Here is a 21,968-nt window from a genome sequence, read left to right on the forward strand (position 1 = left end):
CGCTAACGGAAATAAGGTGCTCGCTTGGTACAGCGCCAGTTTGTTTTTAACTCTCCTGATAGTGATACTTCCTGGACTCACAGAGACGGAAGAAGCTAAAAAAATAAAGGACGCTATACGCATCCAAAAATCACATATATTTGAGCTTGAAAAGCTTTCAATAGAGCTACATAAACAAATTTGCGAAAAATTAACGACAAATCGAGATCATCCCATAAACAATGACGACGAAGATTTTTGCGTTAATAAAATTACTAAGGTAGCTGATGAACAGTTGCAGACGGGCAAAGACCAAAATCCAAGCAGAGAAAATCACTTAAACGCAAAGAATGTTAAGAATAAAGTTGTTCTGGACAAAAGCAGTAAACTTGATATGGTTTTGAACATACAAAAGAATAACTCCGATATTAAACTAAGCATCAATGCGGTTACCCCCTCAAATCAGGCAAGGCATCAAAGCTCAAAAAATACTACGAGGTCTTCAATTCTCGATAAAGACAAGGTCGATCTTTTTTTAAAAGTCAAAAAACAAGTATCCGACTTATATGTGAGTCAATCCGAGTTAGAGAAAAGATTAGAAGGAAAACAATTTAAACTCCCTTTATTGGATTTAAACCTGGAGGATAAGGCAATAATAGCTTTATGGCCTGTTTGTTGTTGCGGATTAAGTATAACTGCCATTTTTTTTCGTATGCGAGTTTTGGAGTCCTATAAGAATTACCATTTTAAACCTTCAGTTAATGACCCCCCTTTTTGGGCTTACCCTTTATCGATACACTTTACGAATGCAGTTGACAATAACTCTTTTATAAAATGGCTAAGCTCAAATATAGCTGCGCTAAGCTATCACTCAATATTTATTTTCATGGCTTTTAAGTTTTTATTTACTACATCGATAGTCGAAATAGTGACTATAGACAAGCCTTCTTTTGCTATCAACTCTTTAGTTCTATTTATAACAATATTGTCTTTAATTTTTCCCTTAGCTTCTTCTATATTAGAGGATTTTAAGAAAACCGTAAAATAATCGCGAAAACTACATGCCATTAATAACCCGTCTAACCCGTCGCAAGTTTATCGGTTGGAGTCTAAGTGTTTTCACTCCCCCAGCCTTGATTAGCGGGCTAAATTGGCTTTATGAGTCTAAACTGACGTTAGAAGCTTCTAAATTTTATGGCAAAGTAGCAAGAAGTCATTCAGCCAGATCTAAACGAAAGGCTTTTCGCAGCATTACGAAATGGACGCTGGAAAAGAAATTTGAGACAAAAGTGGTGATGAACAAGAAAACTCGCGTAATACACTGGCCAAGTGAGTTTTCTATTAGATATAGGGTAGAAAAATATCATTACCCACTCACGACAAATGAATTAGGCAATGCCCTTAAGTTTACTAACCTGTATCAAGCCAAAAATAAATCAGACACTTCAACTCATCCCCAAAAAACCGAAGACGCACTCCCGAGATTAAATAAAGGTCAAATCTGCCATAGTATTGAGGTATTAGCCTTGCAGAAGTTAGACCCTAACAATATATCCCGAGCAGCGAATATGGATGATGCCATAGCATTACTTGTATCAGGGATCAAGGCTATCAGTTTCACGGTGCCAAAAAACAACTCGACGAACTCGGAAAAAGATATCACTAGAGTTTCCGATCCGCGCCGACTAATTGAATTATCTGGACGCTTGATTTGCATAAAACACTCGACTGAGAAAGATAAGGCTTATAATGAAATATCCGAAGTGATTAAAAAGCCCTTCAATCTGGATTTCAATACCTCTTTAAGCAAGAAGGGCATTAATAAAAACTCTACTGCATCGTCATTATCTTGGATCAATGACAAAAATGCTTTTAATAAATGGTATGATAAGAGTCAAAGAGATATTTTCCAAAGACGCCTGAAAGCACGAATCGAGAAAGCAAAAAAATCACTACCAGTTTAGGAATTATGGGCACGTCTTCTAGTGGGAAGGATAATGCAGCGCATAGGGGAGCCGTTCGAATCGGCTCCGTGCCCAACCTATCTATAATCACCCGGTATGATCAATTGCCGCACTTGCTCTATCTACCCTACAATTTTTATTATTTAAATGGCTGGCTTAAATTTTAAACCGACATTCAAGATAACTACACGAACTTCCGCCTTGGGGCGTTTTTAACTTTCCATCTCCATAATCTGTTAGACCTTCACGGATACTATCCAGGCGTATTTAGCCCTACGCGAACTGGCAGCCAAGACTATCAAACAAACGCAAATATTTACTGAGAAAACGCCGTGATAAAGCGGTCCCGCAGCTTGTCCATACCTAGCACGGGTGCGTCATCGGCCGGCAGCATGCCGTCCGTCCATTGCCAATCCTTTATTGCATCCATCACCTTGCTATCCCGGCTGATCAGATGCACCAGCACTACCAGGTTATCGTCACCATAGTTAATCGCGTAGGAGATGATATTCGCCAGCGCATATTCGATGGATTTTCGATATTGTTCGCGGATGCGCTCGGTGTTTTGCCAGACCACTTCCGGGGTCTCACCGACGCGGGCTCGATTGAAAATACTGCCGTCGCCGACCTGATCCCAGTTCACCAATTCCGGCAACGGCGTCCACGGCGCATGCGACGAAATCAATGCCAGCTCGGCCATCAGCGGTTGGCGCGCGCCGGGTTTGCGCTCCAAGGCTTGCAGGGCCGACAGCGTGTATTGGTCAGGCATCGTGATCCAGTTGAAGGTTTGGCCTTGGTAGCCCAAGTCTTGCGCGGCATAGATGCGGTCGTAACCGAAGTATTCGCCTTGCGGCCAGGCCATGGTATGTGCCGGTTGTACCGCCACGGTGCGCCAACCCGCCCTGTGGAACAGGCGATTCAACGACGGGCGTTGGGTCATCACCAAGCGGTCGTAGCGGGTCTGGCTATTGATCCATAAACCGGACATCAGGGTGCCATGCGCCAGCCAGCTGATGCCGCCGTAAGTCGGCGAGGTCAGGTAAGCGCTCCGCGCCGACAAACCGTTTGCGGCCAGATCGGCGCTGCTTTGCTGTAATAGGGGACGGATATGTGCGGCGTAATCGGCTTTGTCGAGCACGGTCCGGCCATACGATTCGATGAACACCACCAGCACATCCTTGCCTTTCAATTTTTCGAACAATGCGCTGTCCGGCACGGCGGCATAAGGGTCGCTATCGACGACGTTGTTGAAACTTTCCTGATCGGCCATGCCGCTGCGGATGCTGGCAACGTGCTGGGCCATTAGGTCGTAAAACGGTTTGCCGGCGTATGACCAATCCGCGAAGGCTGAAGCGCTCCACACTAAAAGGCCGGCTACTAAGCCTGTGCCGCTAATTTGCGCCGAACTTTGCAGCAGCGTTTGTACCCGGCGCAGCAAGGTGTTGGTCAGCCAAAAAATACTCAGCAACAAGGCGATCAGCAAACCGGCGACGAAGATGGCGCCAATTTGGCCAATGGCGCCTTGCAACAGATTCATGCCGTCCGCCGGAAAGCGGGAATCTAGCACAGGGTTGAATGGCCTGTCGAAAACCTGGTATGCCGCGAGGTCGGCCATTTTAAAAATTATCCCCGTCGCCAGCAGGCCTGCGGCACACAGGCGAGTCAGCGATCCGGCCCGGCCCGGCACCAGCAACGCCAGACCGAGCAATAGCGCTTCCAACGGCAGGTAAGCAAAAGCCTCCAACGAGATCGCGCTCAGGCGATTGGGAATAAGCAAGGCCGCCAATACATAAATCACCGCGAAACCATTCAAACCGGTTGCGAGGGGAGCTGTCCGGTCAGTATGGAAAATCCTGTTATCGCCTAGCATCTATAGCCCCGCAAGACGGTTAAATTTGGGCGGTAAAACCGTTGCCGATAAAGTGAATTTAAGTTTGCTGAGACGGGCATGCTAATTCGAATGTGCTGTTGGATATTTAAGGTTGATGCTGCTTGCAAGCAAAAACAACGCCAAACTGGCACGGCATCTGCTTGCGCTTATCGGTCAATCCGACTCAGCAACAGAAACACATGCAACCAACCGAGAATGCCAACTTAAATTTTCTGCAGCAGGAATTGCGCGTAATCGCCCAACTGGGCTTGGGCGTGTTGCTGATCGGTTTTGGTGTATTCAGCGTTGCGGAAGATTGGCAGCTTGCCAGCCTCTGGCTGTTTCGCGCCAGTCTAATCTGGGCTTATGTCTGCCTGTGCGCATGGCGACGTTTACCGTTGAACCGCGCCAGTTTGGACGCGCCACTTTACGGTAGCCTCGGCTGGGGCAATCGTTTAACCATCTTGCGCGGCGGATTTATCGCGCTGACCGGCGGCTTTTTGTTTATGCAGCAAGCGCTTGCCGCTTATCTTTGCTTGCCGGCCTTGTTTTACACGCTGGCGGCTATTATCGATAGGTTGGACGGCTTCGCGGCTCGCCGCAGCGGACAGGTGAGCCTGTTGGGTAATGAATTGGATATTACCTTTGATGCGCTGGGATTGGTGATCGCACCGCTATTGGCAATCGGTTTGGGCAAACTGCATAGCTCTTATTTGCTGTTGAGCGTGGCTTACTATGTTTATCGGTGGGGCTTGCAGCGCCGTAGTCTACTGGGGTTGCCCTTATACGACTTGCCGGGAAATCCTTTGCGTCGGACTTTGGCGGGCTTTCAAATGGCGTTTGTTGCCGTAGCGCTCTGGCCGCTGCTGGATCCCGAGTTGACCGCTATCGCCGGTATTGCCTTCATGCTGCCGGTGCTGTTCGGATTTGCGGCGGACTGGTGGGTGGTGTGCGGTAGGTTAACGCCCCAGGCCTATGAGCGCTTGGCAAATTGGAGCGAGCAGTATTTTCAGCCAGGGCTGAGATTATTACTACCGTTGCTGCTGGTTTTGCTGATACCGGATAGCATCGACACCGGGGGCAAGCTGCTGGCGCTAGGTGCTGCGCTGGTTGTGCTTGGCTTGGCCGGGCGCTTGGGAGCCTTGATCGTGATCGTCTCCTTGGGTTGGCATTATCCGCACGATAGCAATCTTGTTGTGTTTGATTTTCTGATCTTCGCTGCCAGCTGGATTTTGCTGCTGGGCACCGGCCGCTATAGCCTTTGGGCCTGGGGCGACGAGTGGATTCAACGCTATGACGGGGCCGGATGACCTGGCATAGAGCGCTGCCTATTTTGTTATGGTTGCCGGCGTTAATGCTGGTCGGGGCGGTACTCAACCAATTGCCGCTTACCGCTATCACCCGCAGTATCGAGGCGTTATCTATCAGCCAATGGCTGGCCTGGATAGGCTCGAATCTTGCCATTGTTCTAGTGGCTGCCCAGCGCTGGTGGGTGCTGAGTAATTTGCTGAAATTGCCGGTCGGCGTTGCTCAGTTATTGTTGATTCGCCAAGCCGGCCAAGCCGTCAATTTCATCACGCCCGGCCCGCAGTTCGGCGGCGAGCCTTTGCAGATTTTCTGGTTGTACAAGCGTTGCCATTTGCCGCTACACGGGGCGCTGCTGAGTTTGGGCCTGGATAGGTTTTACGAGCTGTGGATCAACTTCAGCATCCTGGTCTTGGCGGTGCTATTGCTGCTGGCCTCACCGGCCGTCGCTGTCACCAATTGGCGGGAAATCTTGCTGAGTCTGACCGCTATCTTGCTGACCTTGTCCCTATTTGGCTGGTTTATTTTAAAGCGACCGGAACAGATATTGGCTGGGTTAAAGCGCCTGGCTCGGCGTTGGCAGCAGCATCCGCGCCTGCAAAACATCGAAACCCATTGGCAGCGCTTGGGTAGTGACTTAAAGGCTGCCGTAACGGCAGGTAAGCCGGCTTTATGCAAAGCCTTTATATTTTCTCTATGCGGCTGGGCCGGTTTGCTATTGGAGTTATGGCTGCTGCTTGGCGTATTTGATTTTGCCGTGGATATGTCCGCGTTTCTGGTGGTTTTGGTGGCGATGCGCCTGTCATTTTTGTTACCGCTGCCGGGCGGCGTTGGATCGTTGGAAGCGGCGCTATTTTGGGCGTTTCACTATTTGAGTTGGCCCGCCGAGGCGGCTGTTGGCTTGATTGCGTTAATGCGTTTGCGCGATGCGATTATGCTCATCGGCGGCTTGGGCTGCTTGCGCGTGTTACAGGCAAGACGGTAGCCAAGTGCTTCTCTAAAGACAGTCAGTCAGCAAACCCTGTCTGTATCGCAATAGCTGGCGCGCATTAACTCTGTTCAACAACGGAATTTCCTGGCGATTAAATACGGCACGATTAGTGCTGTTTTGGGAGCGGGAACCTTGCTCAAGGAATCCGTTTTGATAACCCATAACCAGAGAGAAAATGCATGAAAAAAACTAGCTTTGTTGCCGGCCTGCTCGTTCTGAGCGCCAACACTGCCTTCGCTCAACAAGCCCCCAGCGACGCCCCCAAACCGCCGTTAGGCTTTTTCGTTACCAGTGTTGGCTCCGGCAAAGGCGCGGATTTGGGCGGCCTGGCGGGCGCGGATGCGCATTGCCAAAAACTGGCGAGTGACGTCGGTGCCGGCAACCGCACCTGGCGCGCCTATTTGAGCACCCAGGCCACGGCCGACCAACCCGCCGTCAACGCTCGCGACCGGATCGGCAACGGCCCCTGGGCCAATGCTAACGGCGCGATCGTTGCCAACGATGTTGCTCACCTGCATGGCGACACCGTGGAGTTAGGCCAATTGGGCAACAACGTGCATCGCACCACCAACCTCACCGAAAAAGGCGCGCAGATCAATGGCGTTGGCGCTACCCCTAACCAGCACGACCTAATCACCGGCTCCAAACCGGATGGCCGCGCCTACACCGATGCCGCCGACCACACCTGTAAAAACTACACCAGCAGCGGCGAAGGCAGCGTTCGCGTCGGCCACTCCGACCGCACCAACCGCGGTGCCACCGGCGGCAACGTCTCCTGGAACTCCACCCACGACAGCAAAGGCTGCAGCCAGGAAAACCTGGTCAGCACCGGCGGCGCGGGTTATTTTTATTGCTTTGCGGCGGATTAGGTTGGTTTGAGAGGGTGGGCTGACGAAAGGAAGCCCATCCGTGGCGAGTGATGCGATTCACTTCGTTCTGTCTTCATGTTGAGTTTCGCATTTCTCCACCCTGCCCTGATAAGCCAAATTAATGAGTTAGTACCCAAAAAATGTTTCTTATAATCACCCATGAAAACAACACAAAACCTATTGCATAAAAAGCAGTGCAGATATATCTGAAATAACGGTATTCTATATTCAAATAGTCGTATAACGACCAGAACTGATCTTCCTCTGCCTTAGGGTTTTGATTTTTGCTACTGTCATTAACAGGCTGGTGAAAAACCCGCCGATATTTCCCCTTACCCACGATGTTCGTGATTTTTTCGAGTTGAAATCGGTCATGACATCGAGTTTCAAGCGTTTTGCCCCGGTTTCAAGGGCTTTTTATTCGCCTGAAGCCGTCTGTGGACGGTTTTCAGGCGAACTTCACCCTAGGCGGGTGCACTCCACGCCGGTTTCGGCGTGAACACCAATAGGTTGAGCATGCGCGTCAGGTTGTAGGCGGCAAAGCAAAACAAGGCCTGACCCGCGACTTTGGCTAAGCCGATGTGACGGGTTTTGCGCAGGCCGCCGACCGTTTTGACCCAGCCAAAGGCTTCTTCGACGATTTTGCGGCGCTTGAGACTTTGGGCGTAACCTTTGCCGCGCGCGGTGCGGCCGTCGACGGCACTGCCAATCTTTTTGCGGGCCACATGGGCTTTGATATCACGGGACTCGAGTCCGTTGACGAACGCCGGTTGGTCATAGCCTTTGTCGGCACCGACGCTGCCACCTTGGGGCACGCGGCGTTTGATCATTTTTTGCGCGGCTTCGATTTCGGCGGTGCCGGTGGCTTGAGTGGTTTCGACATCGACAATCAGGCCGTTGCGATTCTCGGACAAGGCATGGGTGATGTAACGCAGTTTGGCCTCGGTGTATTCGCCTTTCTTGTAAAGCCGGGCTTCGGGATCGGTCGTACTGTGGTGGGTGGCGTTGCTGCGCTTTTCGCCGCTGAAGTCGATCTCGGGATTGCGGCCGGCGGGTTTATCGGGACCACTACCATCTTTTTTGACGAAGCTTTTGTGCGAGGCCCAGGCTTCAATGAGGCTACCGTCGACGCTGAAGTGTTCGTCGGACACCAGATTTTGCCATTCGGCTATGGCCAGTACCCGCTCAAAAAATTCGCGACTCAGGGCTTCGGACAGCAGGCGTTCGCGGTTGGCACTGAACACTGTGCGTTCCCACACGGCGTCGTCGATGCCCAGACCGACAAACCAGCGAAACAACAGGTTGTAGTCCAGTTGTTCCATCAACTGACGCTCGCTACGGACCGTATACAGGACTTGTAACAGCAAGGCGCGCAGCAGTTTTTCAGGGGCCATCGAGGGACGGCCTGTGTGCGAGTAACGCTCGGCAAAGACGGCATCCATAGAGGCCAATACGCCATCAACCAGTAGCCGTAAACGACGCAACGGATGCTGTTTGGGAATACGGTCTTCCAGGCTAACATAGCTGAACCAGCTGTTTTGAATGGCATCGTGTCCGCGCATTGAAAGGCTCCAAATTTAGGTAGCCTATTTTAACAGTTGGCCGCTCATCTATGCCTTAGCTTACTTGGCTTTTCGAGTTTTTCACCAGCCTGTTAAATCCAATACGCCGCTTTAAATCTTCGTAATCTTTAGAGCTTTCTAACTCCTTAGCACGAATATTATTTAGATGAAGCTTATATTTTTCTGTCATATACCTAGATAGATGATGTATGTTTCTTCTTGATCCAGTGTACTCGCCATAATCTTTGAAATCTTTTATTAACTCGGGAGCTAAAACTAGAAAAATAACATTACCGATAACAAAGCATAATGACGAATAAAAGAACACCTCCCAGGAGAATGGTAGCTCTATCACAAATTCGTACACACTACCGTCGATAGTTATTTTTATGGATTCATTTATTTTCGACAATAACTTTGCCACAAGTGGAACAACAAATAACCATACATACGTTGAACTAATTATCTTGCTGTTTTGTATAGCGCGAAGTTTATCCCAATTTGTAAATTTCTTAGCCCACAAGGACATTTCTTGAATTTGACTAGGGGCTGTTGCCGTTTTACATGGGTAACCAAATAAAAGCGCAGGCCAAAGCGACAACGCCTTCAAAATTGCGTTTCAATTTGTCATATCGCGTCGCGATGGCTCTGAAATGTTTCAATCGCGCAAAGACATTTTCAACGAGGTGGCGATATTGGTAGAGGCACCAATCCATTCCGTCATTCCCGACGATTGAATTTTGTTTTCTAGGAATGATAGGGACACTCCCTTTCTCTCGAATTTGAATCCGTAGAGGTTCACTGTCATAGCCTTTGTCAGCGACCGTGTAGTCAGCCAAAGGCAGTTTAGCCACTAATTCCGGCGCTTCTTTGCAGTCATGGACTTCACCACCGGTGATCGAGAAATGAATAGGCAGCCCACAGGCATCAACGGCCATATGGATTTTCGTGGTGTGACCCGCAACGGATTTCCCAATCGCGGCATCCTGTTCATGAGCCGCACCACTACTATGCTGATGCGCTTTCACGATACTGCCGTCAATAAAGGTCCATTCCAAATCCGGTGCCACAACCAGGCCTCGAAAGATGCCCATCAGTTTTTCTTGCAGTGACCACGCATTAAACCGTTTGTAGACTGCATTCCACTTACCAAACGTGGCAGGCAGGTCTCGCCAGGGGCAGCCGACTCGCATGCGATAAAAAATCCCTTCTACCGTTTGCCTGAGCGAAGGCTTGTCATAAATCCCCAGGCTTAACAGGATGGCTTTGAATTTATTCCAGTATGCATCCGTAAACATTTGTCGCGGCATAGCTCACTTGTCTTCTGATTGAAAAATCAATCAATGAGGCAGAGCCGTTCGATTTCAAGGCTATCGTTTCAAAATGGCAACAGCCCCTACCGTATTTTTGCATATTTATATTTGTCATTGTCTTTCCAATTTGTTCTTAGCGGTAGGATGGGTAGAGCGAATGCGAAACCCATCAAATTAAAAAATCATAAACGTTCCTATCCCAAATTTAAATCATTTTCCAATCTATCCGCTCCGCCCCAAGCAACCGGAATAATCCCTCGTTTAACATATTGATGAAACAATGAATAAGGCCAATTCGCGACGGTTGTGACATAACCATGTTTCACCGGATTGAAATGAATGTAATCCACGTGCTTAGAAAAGTCGTTATCGTCTTTTATTTGGTGCTCCCAAAATCGTCTTTGCCAGATTCCTCTTTCATTTTTACGAATACGGCTATGGGAAATTTTCTCGCCAATTTCGATATGCCTGGAAAATTCTGATTTGATTTGTCGCCAGCGCAAACTGAAATCATCGTCACCATCGGGTAATGTCCAAATGGCGTGCAGATGCTCAGGCAATATAACAATTGCTTCCATTGTAAATGGATGCTTTTGCTTAACCGTACGGAAGGATTCTCGCAAAATCTCAATATGATCCGTCAGTAGTGTTTGGCTTCTATCCGCCAGATTTACCGTAAAAAAGTAAGTGCCACCCTGGACACGATGGCGACGGTATTCAGTCATTTTTTTCAGCGTAAGTTTGAAGTTAGCGATGGGTTTCGCTTCGCTCTACCCATCCTACGAAGCCCATTGGGTTTAGCCCAAGCTTAGTCCTGTGAGCCATCCCGCCAAATTGTTTACCATACACCCAATCAACAATATCAGTATCTCCAGCAACACTTTTTATCCAGCCCGGCGTAATGGAACCAGACTTGGCAAGGCTTATAAACATGGCATAAATAGTGATACGACATTATCGGCATCACGCCTGTTTAATTCTTGAGAGTGAGTGATCTATGTTTCGCACCCAACGATTTTTGTCTGTAGTTAATCCTGGCACAGGCTTACCCGCCTGGTATTTTTTGACTCGGGAAGGCCGCAAAGGGCCGTTTTCCTCTAAAACCAATGCTCAGGTGGCGCTTAACCACTACATCGATAGCTGTGCCCGACAGGGACTCGCCAGCCGGCGCACGCGGTTGTTGGCCAATGGCTGAGCGTTTATCCGCTTTGCCAAGTCGTGACTTGACCGGATAAAAAAGCGCGGATTTTGGCGCAACTTGCCTCCCATTTGGGATGGCCGGCGTAGGCTTGCAAGGCGTTGGCGCCCAATCGAGCCAGCAGCCGCCGATCATGATGCAAGGTCTTTAACAAATTGCCTAAGGCGACGTGACCTTCGGGTTCGATCAAATAACCGTTTTCCCCTTCGCGAATAATCTCCCAAGCCGCGCCCGCCGTGGTGCCGATCACCGGCAAGCCAAATTGCTGGGCTTCGACATAGACAATGCCGTAACTTTCGTACGCGGACGGCATTACTAATAGATGATGTTGCCGGTACAAATCGGCCAACGTTTGACCTTGCACTGGGCCGAGCAAGGACACGCTTCGCGTCAATCCGGCACCGCGAATCAGGGTTTTAATTTGCGCGGCATAGCCGGGTTCCATGTCCAGCCGTCCGGCCACGTTGAGCTGATAGTTCTGTGCCGGCAATTGGCTAAGGGCTTTGAGCAACACATGCAAACCCTTGCGGCGGATGACGTTGCCCACTAGCAATATCCTTAACGGTCCTGGCTCCAGCGCGCGATTTAAGATACCTGCGCGATCAACGTTTACTTCGGCAAAATTATCGCCAGCCGGTACAGCAATACAGTGTGGCGGCAATTCGCCGGTAAGTAGCTGAATGATTTGGCTTAGCGTGGTCCGGCTGTTGGCGATGATGCCGTCCAGCGTTTGTAAATAGCGGCGCTCGACAATTCTGTACAGCCAGCGGTTATACCAAGGCGCTTGATCGATGCTGGCTAGCAGATGCACCAGGGCAATTATCGGGATGTCGAGTTGTTTACTGATGCGCCGATTCAAATAAAACACGGCCGGATGCGCCATGGCGTCTTGAATCAGAATATCCGGCTTGGCGGCGGCGATTTTATCCAGCAAATCGCCGGTAATATTTTCCGCCAACAGCCGGCAATAATTGCGCGGCGGCAAGCTGATGATGCTGACTTGATCGCCTTGGTTTTGCAGATAAGCCACCAGCTTGCGGTTATACAAATAACCGCCGCTGACGCTATCCATGTCGCCAACGGTCAACAAGCCAACATGCACGGTGTTTACCGGTTAGAACGCCAAGCGGTAAGCCGCCCAACAGGTGGCGTTTTCCCAGAGTTTTACCCGCAATCTGCCGGTGCAGGGCGGATTAATGGTTGCGGCGACTTTTTCACAGATGATGCGGCTGAAGTGTTCGATGCTGGGGTTTAAACCGGCAAACTCCGGCTTGTCGTTGAGCATTTGATCGCGAAAGCCGGCGACAACTTCATCCAAAGCAGCTTCGATGGCGACGATGTCCATCAGGTAGCCGTGCTGGTCCAGTTCCTCGCCGTCGATACGCACTTCGGCGATGTAATGGTGGGCGTGCGGCTGGTTTTCGCTGCCCCAGTCACCGCCGATCAAGTAATGGTTGGCGATAAAGTCTCGGCTGACGGCTACGCTGTACATGTTGGTTTTCCTTGGGTTTTGGTGGTTATTTTGTTACGGGCGGCCAATGCCAATGTATTGTTCCTTCTCTGGTACTAACATGTCATTTAGACGAAGGTTAGACTAGGGTTTTTACCCCCTCACCCCAGCCCTGTCCCGCGAGGAGAGGGGACTAAATTCACGGCGATTGGCTAAAGCTATGGTCTGTTAATAAATAAAAATGGCTTGTAAGACTTGTTCCGGCGCTTGATCCAGCAGCTGGTAAACGTCTGCGGCTTGGTCGATGGGAACGCGATGACTGATCAGTGCTTGCGGCTTCACTCGTCGAATCATCTGCCAAGCCTGCTGGAAGCGTCGGGCTTTATCCCAGCGCCCCGTCAATTCCGGCGCAATGCTGCTGACTTGGCTGCTGATGAATTTGATTCGATTGCGATGGGCCACCCCACCCAGTTGCACAGCAGCGGATTTGTTACCGTACCAACTGCCGATCACGATGCGTCCGGAATAGCTGCATAATTCGATAGCTAGGTTCAATGCCTCCGGCGAACCACTGACTTCAAAGATCAAATCGCAGCCTGAATGTGGGGTTGCCGACAAATCGACCGGCAAGCGTAAAGCGTCTTTCAATTTCGCTATGTGGCTTTCTGACTTTGGATCGAAAGCGTGATGCACGCCCAGCCACTCAGCGTAATTGCGACGTTTGCTAATGTCATCCAAAGCCAACAATTGCGCCAACGGAAAACGTGACAGCACGCTGGATAGCAACAAGCCGACGATGCCCTGCCCTAAAACCACCACCCGCTCCCCCAGCGCCGGACCACCGTCCAGTGCCAGATTAACGGCTGTTTCCATGTTGGCTAAAAATACCGCCGCCTCGGCTTCGACATCATCCGGCAATACGATCAGTTGCTCTGCCGTGGCAATAAAATGGCTGGCGTGCGGCTGAAATGAAAACACGCGCTTATTTAACCAGGCCGCATCAACGCCAGAGCCGAGCTGTTCAACGCGGCCGACACAGGCATAACCATATTGCAAGGGATAAGCGTTTTGCTGCTGCAAAGCTGTCAGTGAGGCATCCAAAGCAATATCGGAGGGCAATTGTCCTCGATAAACCAACATTTCCGTGCCGGCGCTGATCGCGGAGCAAAGACTCTTCACCAATATTTGCCCAGGCTGCAACGGCGGCAATCGCTGCTCGCGGATTTCAACCTCTCCGGGCTTGGTAAACCAAAGCTGACGGGCTCTCATGCTACCGCCATCTCCCGGTAATGCAGATTCCCCCACATGATCAAATCTTGTCCCAGCATCTGCGAATGTAATGGACGAATTTGCGGTAACTGGCTTTTACAGCCTAAGTCCAGATTGCCGACGCCCTTGTACCCGCCGACCAAAGTCGGCGCTATGGTCAATACCAAGGCATCCGCCAATTGTGCTTTTAAAAAGGCGGTGATGACTTGACTGCCACCTTCTACCATCAGCGTGCGGATGCCTTTTTCCCAAAGCCGTTGCAGGGCTGCCGACAGATCAACACGTCCATCGTCATCGCCGGCTAAAGTGATAATTTCGGCGTTGCCGTTGAATTTTCCGTCGGGTTTTAAACAGGTTAACAGCCAACATTCTTTGTCGGTGCGCTGGCACAGGCGAGCGGTCGGCGGCGTGCGTAACCCGCTATCCAGGACGATGGGTTGCGGGTTGTGCCCATCCCATTCCCGTACCGTTAATTGCGGGTCATCGGTCAGCACCGTGCCGATACCGACCAAGATGCCGTCATGCAGACTACGGAGTTGGTGGGTCAAACGCCGCGACTCGGAACCGCTCAAGCCTAAGGTTTCACCGGCGCGCGTGGTAATGCTGCCGTCCCAACTTTGCGCATAACTTAGCGTGACAAACGGCCGCTGCGCTGATTCGGAAAACGCTTGTTGGGCGGTCAGCCAGCGCTCAATCTGCTGGTTCACAATCATGTGCGGCTCGCTCGCTTACCCTGATAGCGGCAGGTTTAACCTGTAATAGATGATCCATACGCCTAACTTTAGTTAGCAAATAGCCTTGATTGTCGGCATTAACCGCAGCTTCCAAAGGCATACGAGCTTTGACAAGGATGCCCTCGCTTTCCAAAGCTTGAATCTTTAACGGATTGTTGGTCATCAGCCGTATCGATTTGACGCCCAGCTCTTCCAGAATACGGGCCGCCAACGAGTAATCTCGTTCATCGGCGCCGTGCCCCAATAGCAGGTTGGCGTCCACCGTGTCGTAGCCTTGGTCTTGCAAGTTATAAGCGCGCATTTTCTGCAACAGACCGATACCGCGACCTTCCTGGCGCAGATAGACTAAAACACCGGCACCCTGGCTGGCGATCAATTGCAGCGAGCGATCCAGTTGTTCGCCGCAGTCGCAACGTCTGGAACCCAGCACGTCGCCGGTAAAACATTCGGAGTGGATACGCACCAATACATTTTCTGCATCGCAGACCTTGCCCATCACAAACGCCAGATGTTCTTTGTTATCCAGGGTGTTGCTGTAATAGCAGAGTTGAAAGTCGCCATAAGCCGTGGGAATTCGGGTGCTGGCGAGTCGGGAAACGGTAGATTTGGACATGGTGTTCGATAAATGCTGAATTCCTTTCATAAATCAACTTACGTGCCAGCTTTCAAGTGCTTGTTTGACATAGTATTTAGCAAATTAACCATCTCTACGCTGCTGCCTCACGCGCAGCGGTTGTTGATTTCCTGTTGTTTTAACAACTACCGGAAAGCACAAGCCACACATTATTTTGCTTAAAAGCCTTTAGCAAATTGATCAAGGGTGGAAGTTACTCAAACGCTTAACCGCTTCATGTAAGGTCGCGTCATCTTTAGCAAAGCAAAACCGAATCAAACCCTCGCCGGCAGCGCTTTGATAAAACGAACTGCCCGGAATGCTGGCGACACCGGTCTGTCCCAGAATAGCTAATGCGGCGGCTTTGGCGGTCGGATAACCAAAATGGCCGATGTCGGCTAACACGTAGTAGGCGCCTTGCGGCACCAGCGGCGTCAAACCGGCCGCATGCAAGCCGGCGCAAATGATGTCGCGCTTGCGTTGATACTGCGCCCTGAGCTGCTGAAAATAGTCCGGCGGCGCCTGCAAACCGGCGGCCGCACCGTATTGCAAAGGCGACGGCGCGCAAACATAAAGTAAATCGTTAACCAAATTTATCGCCTGCGCCAATGCCGGTTCGGCGACCGCATAACCCAGCCGCCAACCGGTAATGCTGAAGGTTTTGGAAAAGCCCATGATACTGACCGTACGCTTGGCCAGATTGCCGACACTGGCCGGGGAAATATGCGGCACGCCGTCGTAGGTGATGTATTCGTAGATTTCGTCGGAAATGACCAGCAAATTGTGCTGCTCGGCCACGCGCTCGATGATTGCCAACTCGGCGGCACTGAAGAGTTTGCCGCTGGGATTACTGGGTGTGCAAACCACGATTGCCCGGGTATTGGGTTTTAGGGCGGCACGCAACGCCGCTTCGTCGAGCGCAAAAGTCGGCGGCGCCAAGGTTAAAAACTGCGGATCCAGGCCGTTGAGCAGAATCGTGTTCAAATGGTAGCCGTAGTAAGGCTCCATCAGCAAAATGCCATCACCTGGGTTTAATAACGCCGTCAAGGTGGCTGCAAATGCCCCCGTTGTGCCGCCGCTAATCACGATCTGACTGTCAGGATCGACGTCCAAACCATTGTCGCGCTTAAGCTTGGCGGCAATCGCCTGCCGTAATGGCGGCACGCCTTCCGAGGCAGTGTAGGTATTGAGGCCGTCTTGAATAGCCTTGATCGCGCCGTCCCGCACCAGGGCCGGCGCCGGCAAATCGCCTAAGCCCTGCCCCAGATTGATCCCGCCGATGCGTTCGCATTCGCGGGTCATCAAACGGATATCGGACGGTTTAAGATTGGCAATCCGGTTAGCAGCGGGAAAAGTCATCGGCATATGTTGTAACAGTCGTTTAAAAAGAAGCGCCTTGACGGCGCTTGAGAGGGAGGAGAGCCCTGAATGGATTAAAACCGCCGCGTCCAACCAAATTGCAGCGAAAACTGGCTCATCGACAAATCTATGGACTGGCCCGGACTCAATGGATTTGGGCCGGTAATGGTTTTCTGCGGCGAATACATGAATGCAAAACTGAGTTCGTCTTGTTTGCTAAGGGCGTGACTTAAGCCGCCGGTCAAGTGCCATTCCTGCACCCCAGGCGCGAGAATATTAAACAGCACCTCGGAGCCTTCAATGGGTTGCTGCCCATAACTTAGGCCGCCGCGCCAAATCCAATCCGGGCTTTGCTGCCACTGCACACCGGCTTTATAAATCGTCATATCGTTCCAGCCAAAACCTCGGCCGTCGGCGTGCCCCAGCAAATTGCCCTGAAAGGTGTTGCCGGCCGATTTAATCTCACTGTAGCGGATATGCTCTACGTCAAAATTGGCGGTCAGCGCTTTGCTAACGTCCCAGGACAAACCAACATTAAAGCTGTCCGGAATATCAAAGCCACCGCCCTGGGCAAATAAGCCGGAGTAGCGTTCAAACTTGGACATATAGATGCGGCTTTTGTAGGACGCACCCAATCGCAAACCTGGCGTTAACTCGGCCAACCCACCTACCCGGAAGCCGGCACCAAACGAATAATCACGCCCTTGGTCGGATAAATGATCCTGTTCACTGGAAAAACCGAATTGACCGAATGTATTCAGGCCCCTGGCCTTGAAAGTCTGCGCCGCGAAAATCGGCGAAATTCCCAATGCGTAGCGGCCTTTGGCGAATGAATGCGCATAGGTGCCCACAATAAACGCCTGCGCCATATCGATACCGGTGCGGCCGGCGCCGAAGGTACCGTTCGCGCCAGTAAACAAGCCATTACCGTTAACTAATGGTTTGTAATCGGTGTTCATACCGCCATTGCCGTACATCGCTACACCGAGGGTTTGCTCGGCATCCAATTTGTAACTCCAACCTAGGGTCGGCACCGGAAAATACTCGCTGTCGCTTTCGACCGACCCGGTCGCCAACATGCCGGCGCCATTGACGCGATATTCACGATGCGGGCTGAATAGTTCAAATTCCAAATCCAGGCGATCACCCACATAGGCCAGACCCGCCGGGTTTATCGCAGAGACAATCGCATCCTGCGCAAAACCGGTACTCGCTCCCGCCAAGGCTTTACTCCGGGCGCCGTAGCTGTGGGCAAAATAGCCGTTGGTGGCATTCGCGGCGGGCACACACACAGCCAACGCGGTAAAAGATCCCAACATGGCCCATGATATTTTTGCAAACGACATAAAAGGTTTCCCTGTGTGACAAGCTTAGGGAAATTCTATCCAGCGCCAGACTCTCTTTAAAAACGATATATTTCGATGTCTATTTCAGATATAGGCATAAAGACAAGATGCGTAAGACGCACTGCATGTTGTTTTTATATTAAGGCCAGACACGGCACACCGAGCTGATTCTGCATAAACACCTAAGCAGCAAACTCTGCTAGTTGAGCAGCATATCGCCCTTCCTATCAACATAAGCCATCCCCCTGGTTGCGCCGGGTTTGCGGCCTACCGTTAAACGGCACAGCTCTTGCTGAGCTCAGCTCCAATTGAAATCAATCAGCGCAGAAAATCCCAGTAGCGACATTGGCCAACCGGCCAGCATTGGCGGCAGACAGCCTATTTTGACCCGTACCGAACCCTACACCTATTTCAAACCAACAGGAGTTGACATGCACAAATTGCTATACCGAACGGCCGGTTTAACCGCGCTTATTTTCACTGGCTGTAGTTCGCTGCAGCAAAACAGCATCCAATTAGCCAGCGATGCCGCGGGCGTCACAAACCTCAAATCCATCGAATTTAGCGGCACCGGCCGTTGGTACCAATTTGGCCAGGCGCCGAATCCCGACCTGCCCTGGCCGCCGTTTGCCGTCAAAAACTACACCGCCGACATCAATTACGAAACCGCCAGCGCCCGCGTGCAAATCAGCCGTTTGCAAGAGATTGAGCCGGGGCGGAATCGGCCACAACCCACCGAGCAAAAGGTTGATCAATACGTCAGCGGTGCTTATGCCTGGAATATTGCCCCGCCTGCGGCCGGCGCCACCAGTGCTAACCCCGTCGTCACCACGCAACCCACCGCTAGCGAAGAACGCGCCGCCGAAATATGGGCCACGCCACAGGGCTTTTTAAGGGCAGCGCAGAGCCATCAGGCCAAAACTGAAGACAAAGGAACCGACACCGAAGTCAGCTTTACTTTGGACGGCAAATACCGCTACCAAGGCACACTGAATGCCCGCCATCAATTAACCAAGGTCAAAACCTGGATTGACAACCCGGTACTTGGCGACACCTTGCTGGAAACCCAATACAGCGACTACAAGGAATTTGACGGCGGCCTGTTTCCCAGCCATATCGTGCGTCTGCAAGGCGGATATCCGGTATTGGACTTGAACGTCACCACGGTAAAAGCCAACCCGCCCGTAGACATTGCGGTACCTGCCGAAGCCGCCAAGAAACCGAACATTATCGTCGCAGCCAATAAGCTCGCGGACGGCGTGTATTATTTGACCGGCGGTACTCACCATAGCGTGGCTATCGAGCAGCTAAACCATATCGTGCTGGTAGAAGCACCGCAAAACGAAGAACGCTCCTTGGCGCTGATCGAAAAACTCAAGGAAACGATCCCCAACAAGCCGATCAAATACGTGATCAATACTCACGCGCACTTTGACCACAGCGGCGGCTTGCGCACCTTCGTCGATGCCGGCGCCACTATCGTCACCCATCAGCCCAATCAGGCTTATTACGAGAAAGTCTGGGCTGCACCGCATAGCATTAACCCCGACAATCTGGAGAAATCCAAAAAAGCGCCAAACTTCCTCAGCTTTGCCGGCAAACAGGTGATTTCTGACGGCAAACGTAATATCGAAATTCATGCTTTATCCGGGAATAGCCACAACGATGCCTTCGTTGCAGTGTATTTGCCCAAGGAAAAGATATTGATCGAGGCCGACGCCTACACCCCGCAAGCCGCAAACGCGCCGGCGCCCACATCTGTGAACCCTTATTCGTTGAATCTGTATGAAAATGTTCAACGGCTTAAATTGGATGTTGGACAGATTGCTGCCTTGCACGGTCCGCGTGTGGTGACCTTAGGCGATCTGCGTAAAGCCATCGGCATCACCAAAGCTTCGCGATAAGCAGATCAACAATTGAGGCACCGGCTGAATGCCGGCGCCTCAATCTCAGCGCAAACAGGCCTGACTTAGAAATCCCAATAAACTTTCGATGCTGGCGAGCGCTGAGCGGGCGCCTCAGCAAAAAGTGGGTTCTGCCCCGCCATCAACACCCCACAACCAATCGCTGCTGAATTTCAAGCAATCCCCCGCCGCAATCGCGGCTAGACCCTTTAAAACGCCACCTTCCCAAAGTTGGCATGTAGCGTGCTTTGTTAAATGCGTATTTTAATTAGCAATTTCACATTTATCCTCTCATCGTTCCAGTACTACGCATGACTGACCTAAAAACCAAGTCGGAGAAAACTCGCGAGCGATTGTTGAATGCCGCCGGCCGCATCTTTGCCGAAAAAGGCTATCAGGACGCGACCATCGCCGAGATTTGCGAGCAGGCCCAAGCCAATATTGCCTCGGTGAATTATCATTTTGGCGACAAGCAAACCCTATATCTGGAAGCTTGGCGGCATGCCTTCAACCAGGAATTGGGCCAGCATCCGCCCGACGGCGGCGTGTCTCGGCAGGCTCCGGTTGAGCAACGGCTGGCCGGCCGTATCAAATCGCTAATCCGCCGCCTGGCCGACGACGAATCTTATTCGTTTGCCATCATTCACAAGGAAATGGCGCAACCAACGCGCTTGCTGGCCGACATTCTGGAAAAGGAAATCAATCCGCAACGTCAGCAAATGTTTGGCTTGCTGCGCGAATGCCTGGGGCAGGACGCTAGCGAACAACAATTGCAATATTGCCACGCCAGCATCATGGGCCAATGCTTTCAATTGCTACGCCTGAAACAGATACAACAAGCCCGGCCGCAACGCGCCCTGCCCAGCGACATGAACGACATCGGCGCCTTCGCCGAGCACGTGGTGGACTTTTCGCTGGCCGGCATCCGTGCCATCCGCTCGCAAACCTTACCTAAGCGTATCCAAGCATGAACCCACAAATTTCCGATTTCCCCTCGTCGAGCAAGCGCCGGCCCTGGCTATGGACCGGCGCGCTATTAGTGGTGAGTCTGGCCGGCGCCGGCGTCTATTTTCAGCACAGCGAAGCCGCCCCGGATACTAAAGCCGAGCGCGGTGGCGGTAAAGGCCGGCGCTTTTTTGAACAACCAGATGCTCCTGCGGTCGTGGCTACCCAGTCCGCCAGCAGCGGCGATTTTCCGGTTTATCTGAACGCGCTCGGCACCGTCACCGCACTACGTACCGTGACCGTCAAGCCGCGAGTGGACGGCGAACTGGTGAACGTGGCGTTCAGCGAAGGGCAAATGGTCAAAGCTGGCGATCTGCTGGCAGAAATCGACCCGCGGCCGTTTCAGGTGCAATTACAACAAGCCCAAGGCCAGCTGACCCGCGACCAGGCCTTGTTGCAAAACGCCGAGTTGGACCGGAGCCGCTATCAAACCCTGCTGGAACAGGATTCGATTGCCGCCCAACAAACCGTCACCCAAGAATCGCAGGTCAAACAATATCGCGGCAATGTCGAGATGGATCAGGCCCTGGTCGATAGCGCCAAGTTGCAACTCGGTTACGCCAAGCTAACCGCGCCGATTTCCGGACGGGTGGGCTTACGGCAAGTGGACCAAGGCAATATCGTCAGGGCTAACGACGCCAACGGCCTCGTCGTCATCACTCAGTTACAACCGATCAGCGTGGTGTTCACGCTGCCCGAGGACAAATTGCCGGAGGTGGTGAAGCGCTATCGCAGCGGCCAGGTCATTAACATAGAGGCCTATGACAGAGGCGGCAAGCTGAAGCTGGCGGAAGGCAAGCTTACCGCGCTTGACAATCAAATCGACCCGACCACAGGCACCATTAAACTGAAAGCTCAATTCGACAATCTCGAACAAACCCTATTCGCCAATCAATTTGTTAACGTGCGCATGCATCTGGATACCTTGCACGGCGTCACGCAGATACCCAGCAGCGCCTTGCAGCACGATACCCAGGGTGCGTTTGTGTATGTGGTCGATGCCGAGAACATCGCCCATCTGCGCCGCGTGGCCCCCGGCCCCAGCGAAGGAGAAAAGGTGGCTATCGAACATAATCTGACGGCGGGCGAACAACTCATCCTTACCGGCATTGATCGGGTCAAGGATGGCGCGGTGGTGGATGTGGCCGAGAAAGATGGGCAAGCAGTCGCCGCCAAACCGGAATTGCAACCCAAGCCGGAAGACGAATCCGGCAGACGCCGGCGGCGCGGATAAGCC

The 21,968-nt window shown here is 51.7% G+C and carries 21 protein-coding genes; 9 read left to right on the forward strand and 12 right to left on the reverse strand.

Going from position 1 to position 21,968, the window contains the following annotated elements:
• The first annotated feature begins 16 nt into the window (after positions 1–16).
• Together ACH5Y9_RS09310 and ACH5Y9_RS09315 are read left to right on the forward strand one after the other, a co-directional pair.
• Positions 17–1,027, forward strand: coding sequence for a hypothetical protein (locus ACH5Y9_RS09310; protein WP_445369400.1), 1,011 nt, complete (start codon positions 17–19; stop codon positions 1,025–1,027).
• A 13-nt stretch (positions 1,028–1,040) separates the two neighbouring features.
• Positions 1,041–1,943 (forward strand): hypothetical protein, encoded by a 903-nt coding sequence (locus ACH5Y9_RS09315; RefSeq protein ID WP_445369401.1) that lies wholly within the window; start codon positions 1,041–1,043, stop codon positions 1,941–1,943.
• A 316-nt stretch (positions 1,944–2,259) separates the two neighbouring features.
• Here the strand turns inward: ACH5Y9_RS09315 and ACH5Y9_RS09320 are convergent, their stop codons facing one another.
• Entirely contained in the window at positions 2,260–3,756 is a 1,497-nt protein-coding gene (locus ACH5Y9_RS09320) for a sulfatase-like hydrolase/transferase (protein WP_445369402.1), read from the reverse strand.
• Between the two features lie 179 nt (positions 3,757–3,935).
• On the opposite strand from ACH5Y9_RS09320, the gene ACH5Y9_RS09325 reads away from it, so the two are divergent.
• The 3 genes from ACH5Y9_RS09325 (at position 3,936) to ACH5Y9_RS09335 (ending at position 6,978) form a co-directional block, all read left to right on the forward strand.
• Positions 3,936–5,123: a CDP-alcohol phosphatidyltransferase family protein gene (locus ACH5Y9_RS09325; RefSeq protein WP_445369403.1), complete on the forward strand. Its 1,188-nt coding sequence runs from the start codon at positions 3,936–3,938 to the stop codon at positions 5,121–5,123.
• A complete protein-coding gene (locus ACH5Y9_RS09330) occupies positions 5,120–6,103 on the forward strand; it encodes a lysylphosphatidylglycerol synthase transmembrane domain-containing protein (protein WP_445369404.1) in 984 nt (327 codons plus the stop codon). Before ACH5Y9_RS09325 ends, ACH5Y9_RS09330 begins: the two co-directional genes overlap by 4 nt.
• Positions 6,104–6,288: 185 nt before the next feature.
• Positions 6,289–6,978 carry a hypothetical protein gene (locus ACH5Y9_RS09335; RefSeq protein WP_062327261.1) on the forward strand — a complete coding sequence of 230 codons (690 nt, stop codon included), beginning with the start codon at positions 6,289–6,291 and terminating at the stop codon, positions 6,976–6,978.
• Positions 6,979–7,442: 464 nt separating this feature from the next.
• Here ACH5Y9_RS09335 and ACH5Y9_RS09340 read toward each other — a convergent pair whose 3' ends face one another.
• The 4 genes from ACH5Y9_RS09340 to ACH5Y9_RS09355 all read right to left on the reverse strand — a co-directional run bounded on the left by ACH5Y9_RS09340 (position 7,443) and on the right by ACH5Y9_RS09355 (position 10,578).
• Positions 7,443–8,540 (reverse strand): IS5 family transposase, encoded by a 1,098-nt coding sequence (locus tag ACH5Y9_RS09340; protein ID WP_445369050.1) that lies wholly within the window; start codon positions 8,538–8,540, stop codon positions 7,443–7,445.
• A 55-nt stretch (positions 8,541–8,595) separates the two neighbouring features.
• Positions 8,596–9,150 (reverse strand): hypothetical protein, encoded by a 555-nt coding sequence (locus ACH5Y9_RS09345; protein ID WP_445369405.1) that lies wholly within the window; start codon positions 9,148–9,150, stop codon positions 8,596–8,598.
• On the reverse strand, positions 9,101–9,850 hold the full coding sequence (locus ACH5Y9_RS09350; protein WP_445366335.1) for an IS5 family transposase: 750 nt from the start codon (positions 9,848–9,850) through the stop codon (positions 9,101–9,103). Before ACH5Y9_RS09350 ends, ACH5Y9_RS09345 begins: the two co-directional genes overlap by 50 nt.
• Before the next feature lie 197 nt (positions 9,851–10,047).
• Positions 10,048–10,578, reverse strand: coding sequence for an REP-associated tyrosine transposase (locus ACH5Y9_RS09355; protein WP_445369406.1), 531 nt, complete (start codon positions 10,576–10,578; stop codon positions 10,048–10,050).
• 272 nt (positions 10,579–10,850) lie between these two features.
• Between ACH5Y9_RS09355 and ACH5Y9_RS09360 the strand changes: the two genes are divergently transcribed.
• Entirely contained in the window at positions 10,851–11,048 is a 198-nt protein-coding gene (locus ACH5Y9_RS09360; RefSeq protein WP_445369407.1) for a DUF6316 family protein, read from the forward strand.
• A 4-nt stretch (positions 11,049–11,052) separates the two neighbouring features.
• On the opposite strand, the gene ACH5Y9_RS09365 is transcribed toward ACH5Y9_RS09360, so the two are convergent.
• The 7 genes from ACH5Y9_RS09365 to ACH5Y9_RS09395 all read right to left on the reverse strand — a co-directional run bounded on the left by ACH5Y9_RS09365 (position 11,053) and on the right by ACH5Y9_RS09395 (position 17,822).
• A complete protein-coding gene (locus ACH5Y9_RS09365) occupies positions 11,053–12,153 on the reverse strand; it encodes a glycosyltransferase family 4 protein (RefSeq protein WP_445369408.1) in 1,101 nt (366 codons plus the stop codon).
• A gap of 12 nt (positions 12,154–12,165) precedes the next feature.
• Positions 12,166–12,543 (reverse strand): 6-pyruvoyl trahydropterin synthase family protein, encoded by a 378-nt coding sequence (locus ACH5Y9_RS09370; RefSeq protein ID WP_445369409.1) that lies wholly within the window; start codon positions 12,541–12,543, stop codon positions 12,166–12,168.
• 186 nt (positions 12,544–12,729) lie between these two features.
• On the reverse strand, positions 12,730–13,770 hold the full coding sequence (locus ACH5Y9_RS09375; RefSeq protein ID WP_445369410.1) for a zinc-binding dehydrogenase: 1,041 nt from the start codon (positions 13,768–13,770) through the stop codon (positions 12,730–12,732).
• A complete protein-coding gene (locus ACH5Y9_RS09380) occupies positions 13,767–14,483 on the reverse strand; it encodes a RibD family protein (RefSeq protein WP_445369411.1) in 717 nt (238 codons plus the stop codon). Before ACH5Y9_RS09380 ends, ACH5Y9_RS09375 begins: the two co-directional genes overlap by 4 nt.
• Positions 14,461–15,117, reverse strand: a complete 657-nt coding sequence (gene ribA / locus ACH5Y9_RS09385) for a GTP cyclohydrolase II (RefSeq protein ID WP_445369412.1) — start codon at positions 15,115–15,117, stop codon at positions 14,461–14,463. Before ribA ends, ACH5Y9_RS09380 begins: the two co-directional genes overlap by 23 nt.
• A 201-nt stretch (positions 15,118–15,318) precedes the next feature.
• Positions 15,319–16,476 carry a pyridoxal phosphate-dependent aminotransferase gene (locus ACH5Y9_RS09390; RefSeq protein WP_445369413.1) on the reverse strand — a complete coding sequence of 386 codons (1,158 nt, stop codon included), beginning with the start codon at positions 16,474–16,476 and terminating at the stop codon, positions 15,319–15,321.
• Positions 16,477–16,550: 74 nt separating this feature from the next.
• Positions 16,551–17,822, reverse strand: coding sequence for an OmpP1/FadL family transporter (locus tag ACH5Y9_RS09395; protein ID WP_445369414.1), 1,272 nt, complete (start codon positions 17,820–17,822; stop codon positions 16,551–16,553).
• Positions 17,823–18,253: 431 nt separating this feature from the next.
• Here ACH5Y9_RS09395 and ACH5Y9_RS09400 point away from each other — a divergent pair, with 431 nt between their 5' ends.
• The 3 genes from ACH5Y9_RS09400 (at position 18,254) to ACH5Y9_RS09410 (ending at position 21,965) form a co-directional block, all read left to right on the forward strand.
• Positions 18,254–19,726 (forward strand): MBL fold metallo-hydrolase, encoded by a 1,473-nt coding sequence (locus ACH5Y9_RS09400; protein WP_319961439.1) that lies wholly within the window; start codon positions 18,254–18,256, stop codon positions 19,724–19,726.
• Positions 19,727–20,037: 311 nt separating this feature from the next.
• Entirely contained in the window at positions 20,038–20,697 is a 660-nt protein-coding gene (locus ACH5Y9_RS09405; RefSeq protein WP_319961440.1) for a CerR family C-terminal domain-containing protein, read from the forward strand.
• Positions 20,694–21,965 (forward strand): MdtA/MuxA family multidrug efflux RND transporter periplasmic adaptor subunit, encoded by a 1,272-nt coding sequence (locus ACH5Y9_RS09410; protein WP_319961441.1) that lies wholly within the window; start codon positions 20,694–20,696, stop codon positions 21,963–21,965. The genes ACH5Y9_RS09405 and ACH5Y9_RS09410 overlap by 4 nt, the downstream gene beginning before the upstream one ends.
• Positions 21,966–21,968: the final 3 nt, after the last annotated feature.

It is taken from the genome of Methylomonas sp. BW4-1, assembly GCF_052474385.1.

Excerpts from the sequence above, each read along its gene's own strand:
- ACH5Y9_RS09390 (WP_445369413.1), bottom strand. The coding sequence starts at position 16,476 with ATGACTTTTCCCGCTGCTAACCGGATTGCCAATCTTAAACCGTCCGAT.
- ACH5Y9_RS09315 (WP_445369401.1), top strand. The coding sequence starts at position 1,041 with ATGCCATTAATAACCCGTCTAACCCGTCGCAAGTTTATCGGTTGGAGT.
- ACH5Y9_RS09400 (WP_319961439.1), top strand. The coding sequence starts at position 18,254 with ATGCACAAATTGCTATACCGAACGGCCGGTTTAACCGCGCTTATTTTC.
- ACH5Y9_RS09410 (WP_319961441.1), top strand. The coding sequence starts at position 20,694 with ATGAACCCACAAATTTCCGATTTCCCCTCGTCGAGCAAGCGCCGGCCC.
- ACH5Y9_RS09395 (WP_445369414.1), bottom strand. The coding sequence starts at position 17,822 with ATGTCGTTTGCAAAAATATCATGGGCCATGTTGGGATCTTTTACCGCG.
- ACH5Y9_RS09355 (WP_445369406.1), bottom strand. The coding sequence starts at position 10,578 with ATGACTGAATACCGTCGCCATCGTGTCCAGGGTGGCACTTACTTTTTT.
- ACH5Y9_RS09330 (WP_445369404.1), top strand. The coding sequence starts at position 5,120 with ATGACCTGGCATAGAGCGCTGCCTATTTTGTTATGGTTGCCGGCGTTA.
- ACH5Y9_RS09340 (WP_445369050.1), bottom strand. The coding sequence starts at position 8,540 with ATGCGCGGACACGATGCCATTCAAAACAGCTGGTTCAGCTATGTTAGC.
- ACH5Y9_RS09405 (WP_319961440.1), top strand. The coding sequence starts at position 20,038 with ATGACTGACCTAAAAACCAAGTCGGAGAAAACTCGCGAGCGATTGTTG.
- ACH5Y9_RS09335 (WP_062327261.1), top strand. The coding sequence starts at position 6,289 with ATGAAAAAAACTAGCTTTGTTGCCGGCCTGCTCGTTCTGAGCGCCAAC.
- ribA (WP_445369412.1), bottom strand. The coding sequence starts at position 15,117 with ATGTCCAAATCTACCGTTTCCCGACTCGCCAGCACCCGAATTCCCACG.
- ACH5Y9_RS09360 (WP_445369407.1), top strand. The coding sequence starts at position 10,851 with ATGTTTCGCACCCAACGATTTTTGTCTGTAGTTAATCCTGGCACAGGC.
- ACH5Y9_RS09380 (WP_445369411.1), bottom strand. The coding sequence starts at position 14,483 with ATGATTGTGAACCAGCAGATTGAGCGCTGGCTGACCGCCCAACAAGCG.
- ACH5Y9_RS09370 (WP_445369409.1), bottom strand. The coding sequence starts at position 12,543 with ATGTACAGCGTAGCCGTCAGCCGAGACTTTATCGCCAACCATTACTTG.
- ACH5Y9_RS09375 (WP_445369410.1), bottom strand. The coding sequence starts at position 13,770 with ATGAGAGCCCGTCAGCTTTGGTTTACCAAGCCCGGAGAGGTTGAAATC.
- ACH5Y9_RS09350 (WP_445366335.1), bottom strand. The coding sequence starts at position 9,850 with ATGCCGCGACAAATGTTTACGGATGCATACTGGAATAAATTCAAAGCC.